Source organism: Pseudoalteromonas sp. P1-26 (assembly GCF_001401795.1).
GTDB lineage: Bacteria > Pseudomonadota > Gammaproteobacteria > Enterobacterales > Alteromonadaceae > Pseudoalteromonas.
In genome coordinates this window covers 1-4,902 of sequence record NZ_LKDX01000089.1, presented here as the reverse complement: position 1 = coordinate 4,902, position 4,902 = coordinate 1, and the positions used below count along the sequence as shown (strand labels likewise).

Here is a 4,902-nt window from a genome sequence, read left to right as displayed (position 1 = left end):
AGTGCAGCATAAGGTGTAAATTGCCAGTTCATATTATCGAACTCAAAAAACATCTTACTCGGTGGTGATGCAACCTGAGCGACTTGATCGTCACATAACTGATTTAGATAAGAGGTAACTTTTGTTAAGTCTGTACTATCCCAGTTATCTATAATAGATTGGTAAGCAAAATCATCTACGATCGGTTTTAGGTTATTGTCACCTTTGGCCCTATCAAACAGCAAGATAATAAAATCACCAATATGACTTTTTGATCTATTCACCCAGTGCTTCATGTAACCTGCTTGAAATAACGTATAAATTTGGCGAGCATATTCATTATTATTCAATATCACTGCAATACTTAGCTGAAATACCGATGTTGGTGATACCAACCTTAAAGGTTCACGACTAAAGCGATATCTAAAGCGCTTGAACTTATAGCTTTGTATTGTAAGCATGTAATATCCATAACTTAAACATATATTTAATTTACCTAAATCTAGTAAATTATCATCTACAAAACTAGCTTGTGCATCCATCTCATAATAATCACATGGAATTAACAGTTCCGTATTTAATACCTCCCAGTTAAAAAATGGTAATTTTTCATTTATAGGAACACCGTTTTTCGTTTCTCCTTGCTCAATATAAAAATTAAGCTCTTTTGTATTATTTATATAAACCTTTCTATACTTTTCAGGATTTTTTATCGCCAGCTTACGCTTTCGTAAAAATTTTTCTAATATTTTGTCCATTATTTACCTGCTGGAGTCATTGAGATTGTAGCAGTGTCAGCAAGCATCTAGGGGTCAGGTCTTGCTTTTTACCACTATCTTACTTACACGCGAATAGCTTAATTGAAAATAATCACCTAACTCTTTTCCTTGCTCGACAAATAGCGCAAACTTAAGGTTTGATGTTGCTTTAGATTTTCCAAATAGGAGTAACATTTTATCGATATAAAGCCATTCTTGAGCTTGTGCTTTCCCCATTAGCAGCACCGACATAAATTGCACGACCTGCTGCTAGCAAGTGCGCAGTTCTACTGGGATTGGCTGCGAACTAAAAGCTTTTTGTTCCGCAATAAATAGGAAAAAGGCAAGACGCGGCCCTATTTTTTCTCATTCTTTACGATAAATGATAAGTGCATCAAGCTCTTTTCTTAGCTTCCTCAACATAGGGTCTGAATTCTCTTCATCTAAGACAACTCTTTTTTTACCATCGATATCGAAATACTGGCAGAATTCTTGGTTCTCTGTAATCGGACTACTAATTTTATAGCTTGTACTTTTTATCACATTATTCCGTATGCGGACGTATTCAGCCTTTGTGATAGAGGTCGTCCTTTTCGCCAGTCCACTTCCTGCACTGACAATAACGTAGTCACCATTAACCTCTCCAATGAACAGATATGATTCAAATACCCAACCAGAAAAGTTATTCTGATAGTGGAAAACATACTCTTTTGATTTTGCTGTTAATGATTTATCCAACTTAACAATCAATGGAACCTTGCTTTCTTTTGGAGTACATGTGAGGTTCGTCGTTAAAGGATTTGCAAAGGAAGCAAACGATAGCAACACTAGGCATAATGTTAACGTTTTTTTAGCGTAATGGAATTTCATATGTCTTCCCTCGTCTAGTGTAAGTATTTCGCTCAACCATGGGGACAGGTCTTGCTTTTTGCCACCATCTTACTTACACGCGAATAGCGTAATTGAAAATAATCACCCAACTCTTTTCTTTGCTCGACAATTACCGCTAACTTACGCCTTGATGTTGCTTTAGATTTGCCAAATTGGAGTAACATTTTGTCGATTTCAATCCATTCTGGAGTTTGTGCTTGCCCATCACAAAATGCTCAGCATTTTGATGACTTTTATTAAACATTGCTTATATATGACATTGGACTAGCTTAAAGGCAAAAAGAAAGACCTGACCCTGTTTGTTTATATGAAAATAGTGCTTTAAACCTAGAGTAAGTTTTAAGTCCTGACTGTCACTAATAACTAAAAAGTAACTTGCTCATCAAAATTTGTAAAACTGTAAGACTAACCCCTCTTAGTATGCATAATCATCCCATTTCTAAAAAATATTGTTGCAACTTTTTCAATTGGACTAGTGAAAGAAATCCAAGTATCAAAATGATAATAGTTTTCCAGTAATGAGGTTTAGAAAACATATCAACTGCTGCAAATAAAGCAATTACAACAATATACGATACAAAAACATGCTTATCTAATGTTCTGACATTACTACGAATATTTTTAATGTGGGGCAAAAGGCTATAGCTCCCCAGAAACAATAAGCACATCAAAATACCTAATTGCCAGCCATGTTTAGCTAAAAGTACAAGGGGTGCACCATACAAAATAAAGCAAGCTAACGCTTTGTTATTTGAAGATTGCTCCATTGAATTACCTATATTCCTTTATTAATTGTGCAAGTGTGCGATATGCACATATGAGGGCAGGACTTTTACTTTGCTCTCAACTAATAGCTTAATTTAAATGGTTTTCATAATTCAGTTAGGGAAAGTAAAGCTTAACCTTATTCTCAAATTTTGGTGTACATTTTTTATGATGATGGCAGAGATAACCATGTCTCTTTACTTATCAAAATTACACTTATAATCGACTTTCCCTCCAAATTCAGCACCGGCATATTCAGCGCTCGTCTTCAAAACTAATACCTTCTCACCTCTAAACTTTGCTGAAATAAGGCAATAATCAGAAAAACCCAAAAACTTTTTAAAAAGACTGACTTCTATAATTAAAAGTCCACCGTCAAAAAATAAAGTACCACTTTCAAATTCATCTCCGGCGCCAATCAATACTGATTTAAAACCTTGATCATAAGTGTACTCAGAGTAGGCAACACCTTCCTGTGTTCTTATTGAACTAAATTCTGTATCAAAGTGAAAATAAAAAGGCTCAAACTGATTTTTGATAAATACACCAGCATCTTTTGTTATGTACCAAAATAAAGTTAACACAAAAAAGACAACTAAAAATATTTTTCCGAAGACTCTCATAAAAACACTCATTAAATTTGAAAAATTAAATAGAGGTTATGGATTATCAATATAACGGCCAGTCTTCATAGCGAAAGGTCTTTCTTTTTTGACCTCAACTAAAGACTGAACTGAAGTGGGTATTATAATTTAGAAGGAAAATGTAGCTTAACCTCTTTGTAGATAAAAGCTACTTACCATTATTCTTTATTTTTAAAGCTTAAATCATTATGACAAAAAGCATCTATTAAACCATCACTATCCGCTTTATTTATTTTTGCTTCTTTAGGGAGCTCTATATACAAATAATCATAGTTGTATTTACCTTCATCAGTCATTCGATTTAGTTTATATCCAATCATAAATTTATCACCTCCACTGTAATCTAACACTGATATGTTACAACTAGTTGTGTAGTTAATCGAAAATACTAATGAAGCTTTAGCATCTTCGAATTCATCATAGCTCCCAAATAGAGGCACTGAGAAACTATCTATCACTTCAGTGTATTCATCAAAAGCTTTTTGTTTATCTAAAAATGAATCTACTTCAGAATTGACAATATTGATAAACTTTTCTATTGAAGGTTTAATATCATCGAATTCAATACTTGTGTTTCTATTCTTAAAGAAAGTCATATCCTCAGCAGTGTAACCATATACTAGGCATTTTTTTGCTGTAAAAATATCACCTCCGATTCGGCCTAACAGATAAGAGTCTTCACAATATTCAGATATAGGCTGTAACGCCATGCAAATGCCGCTTTGAAATAAAAGGATAAAAATTAAATACCTCATAGTAACTCCACCATTTAATTTGAAACTCTACGATTAGCTCAGAAAAAACCATTACGTTTTTTGGCATAGTGCTTAACCATAATCCACGAAAGGAAAACAAGAACCGACTCCTAGCTCTGTTGAACTCCATTCAATTTTATTAAAAATAACCATAATGAAAAACATTACTACAATTGCTATAGATGAGTATTTAATGGCTTTACAAACCCACACTTTGTCTTCCCGATAGGATTCAACTTTGAACAGTTTAAAACCATGATAAATTGCACCTGTTCCACTGTAGTAGTTTATGAAAAGCTCTTTTTTGCGAATTTTGGAGCTAAGATAAACAAAACCATTACAAACAAAAATAAAACAGCCGAAAGTACCATCAAAATAATAAGAAAATAATCTATCATTTCACCAGCTCACATTTACATATTTATCAGTAACTTACTATACCAATAAAAAGCAAGTTATGCTCCAACCAAACTTAAACACAATCTGGTGTTTTAGTTGATAGTAAAGCACTGCATTTGCTATTTTACGCCCAACACTAAATCAGTAATCGAGGACACATGGAAGCGCCTACTTTTAAATTAACCCGTGATAACTTTAACTCAATCTTTTTTCAGACTTTCATAAAAACGAAAGTGCAACTTGAAATACCTATCTTGAGATGCGCAGTCCCTTTACCTAAAGCACAGAAATTCAAAGCAAAATTAATCACTGGTGCTATATTCATCATTGCTTGCCACTTTGTTTGGAAAACACAATCCGGTGCAGGTGCAATTGCCGCTGTGATCATTACATATCTCAGTTACTTTTTAATTCAGATGTTTATTGCCAATAAGCGTTATTTCATCCATGAATCTCCCTTGTGCGAAATTAAAATAAACCAAGAACAGGTTTACCTGCCTGCACTTTTATTCGATGACAGAAAAGCACGAACACTTAAAAGAGAAGATTTACTTAATGTTGAGGCCGTATGGAATTTTACACGCACCAAAAGCGGCTACGATATTAACGATCCACAACCTAGGGATAAAGCAACAATTCGTCTGTAATTTCCAGTTTACCCTCTGATTTCACCTATTCAGCTCCATCCATGGTCAGGTACTTTTTACCAGA

General features: G+C 34.0%; 7 protein-coding genes. 1 reads left to right on the top strand and 6 read right to left on the bottom strand.

Annotated elements, in window-relative coordinates; translation table 11 throughout:
• The 6 genes from AN394_RS20785 to AN394_RS20760 all read right to left on the bottom strand — a co-directional run.
• On the bottom strand, positions 1-737 hold a 737-nt coding region (locus AN394_RS20785), incomplete at its 3' end, for a hypothetical protein (protein ID WP_055022467.1).
• A gap of 54 nt (positions 738-791) precedes the next feature.
• Entirely contained in the window at positions 792-974 is a 183-nt protein-coding gene (locus AN394_RS20780; protein WP_152968965.1) for a hypothetical protein, read from the bottom strand.
• 129 nt (positions 975-1,103) lie between these two features.
• On the bottom strand, positions 1,104-1,607 hold the full coding sequence (locus AN394_RS20775; RefSeq protein ID WP_055022465.1) for a hypothetical protein: 504 nt from the start codon (positions 1,605-1,607) through the stop codon (positions 1,104-1,106).
• A 449-nt stretch (positions 1,608-2,056) separates the two neighbouring features.
• Positions 2,057-2,395 (bottom strand): hypothetical protein, encoded by a 339-nt coding sequence (locus AN394_RS20770; protein WP_054562455.1) that lies wholly within the window; start codon positions 2,393-2,395, stop codon positions 2,057-2,059.
• Positions 2,396-2,590: 195 nt separating this feature from the next.
• On the bottom strand, positions 2,591-3,016 hold the full coding sequence (locus AN394_RS20765) for a hypothetical protein (RefSeq protein ID WP_054562456.1): 426 nt from the start codon (positions 3,014-3,016) through the stop codon (positions 2,591-2,593).
• Between the two features lie 179 nt (positions 3,017-3,195).
• Positions 3,196-3,792, bottom strand: a complete 597-nt coding sequence (locus AN394_RS20760) for a hypothetical protein (protein WP_152968964.1) — start codon at positions 3,790-3,792, stop codon at positions 3,196-3,198.
• Between the two features lie 557 nt (positions 3,793-4,349).
• Between AN394_RS20760 and AN394_RS20755 the strand changes: the two genes are divergently transcribed.
• Positions 4,350-4,838 (top strand): hypothetical protein, encoded by a 489-nt coding sequence (locus tag AN394_RS20755; protein WP_055022463.1) that lies wholly within the window; start codon positions 4,350-4,352, stop codon positions 4,836-4,838.
• The last annotated feature ends 64 nt before the right edge of the window (positions 4,839-4,902 follow it).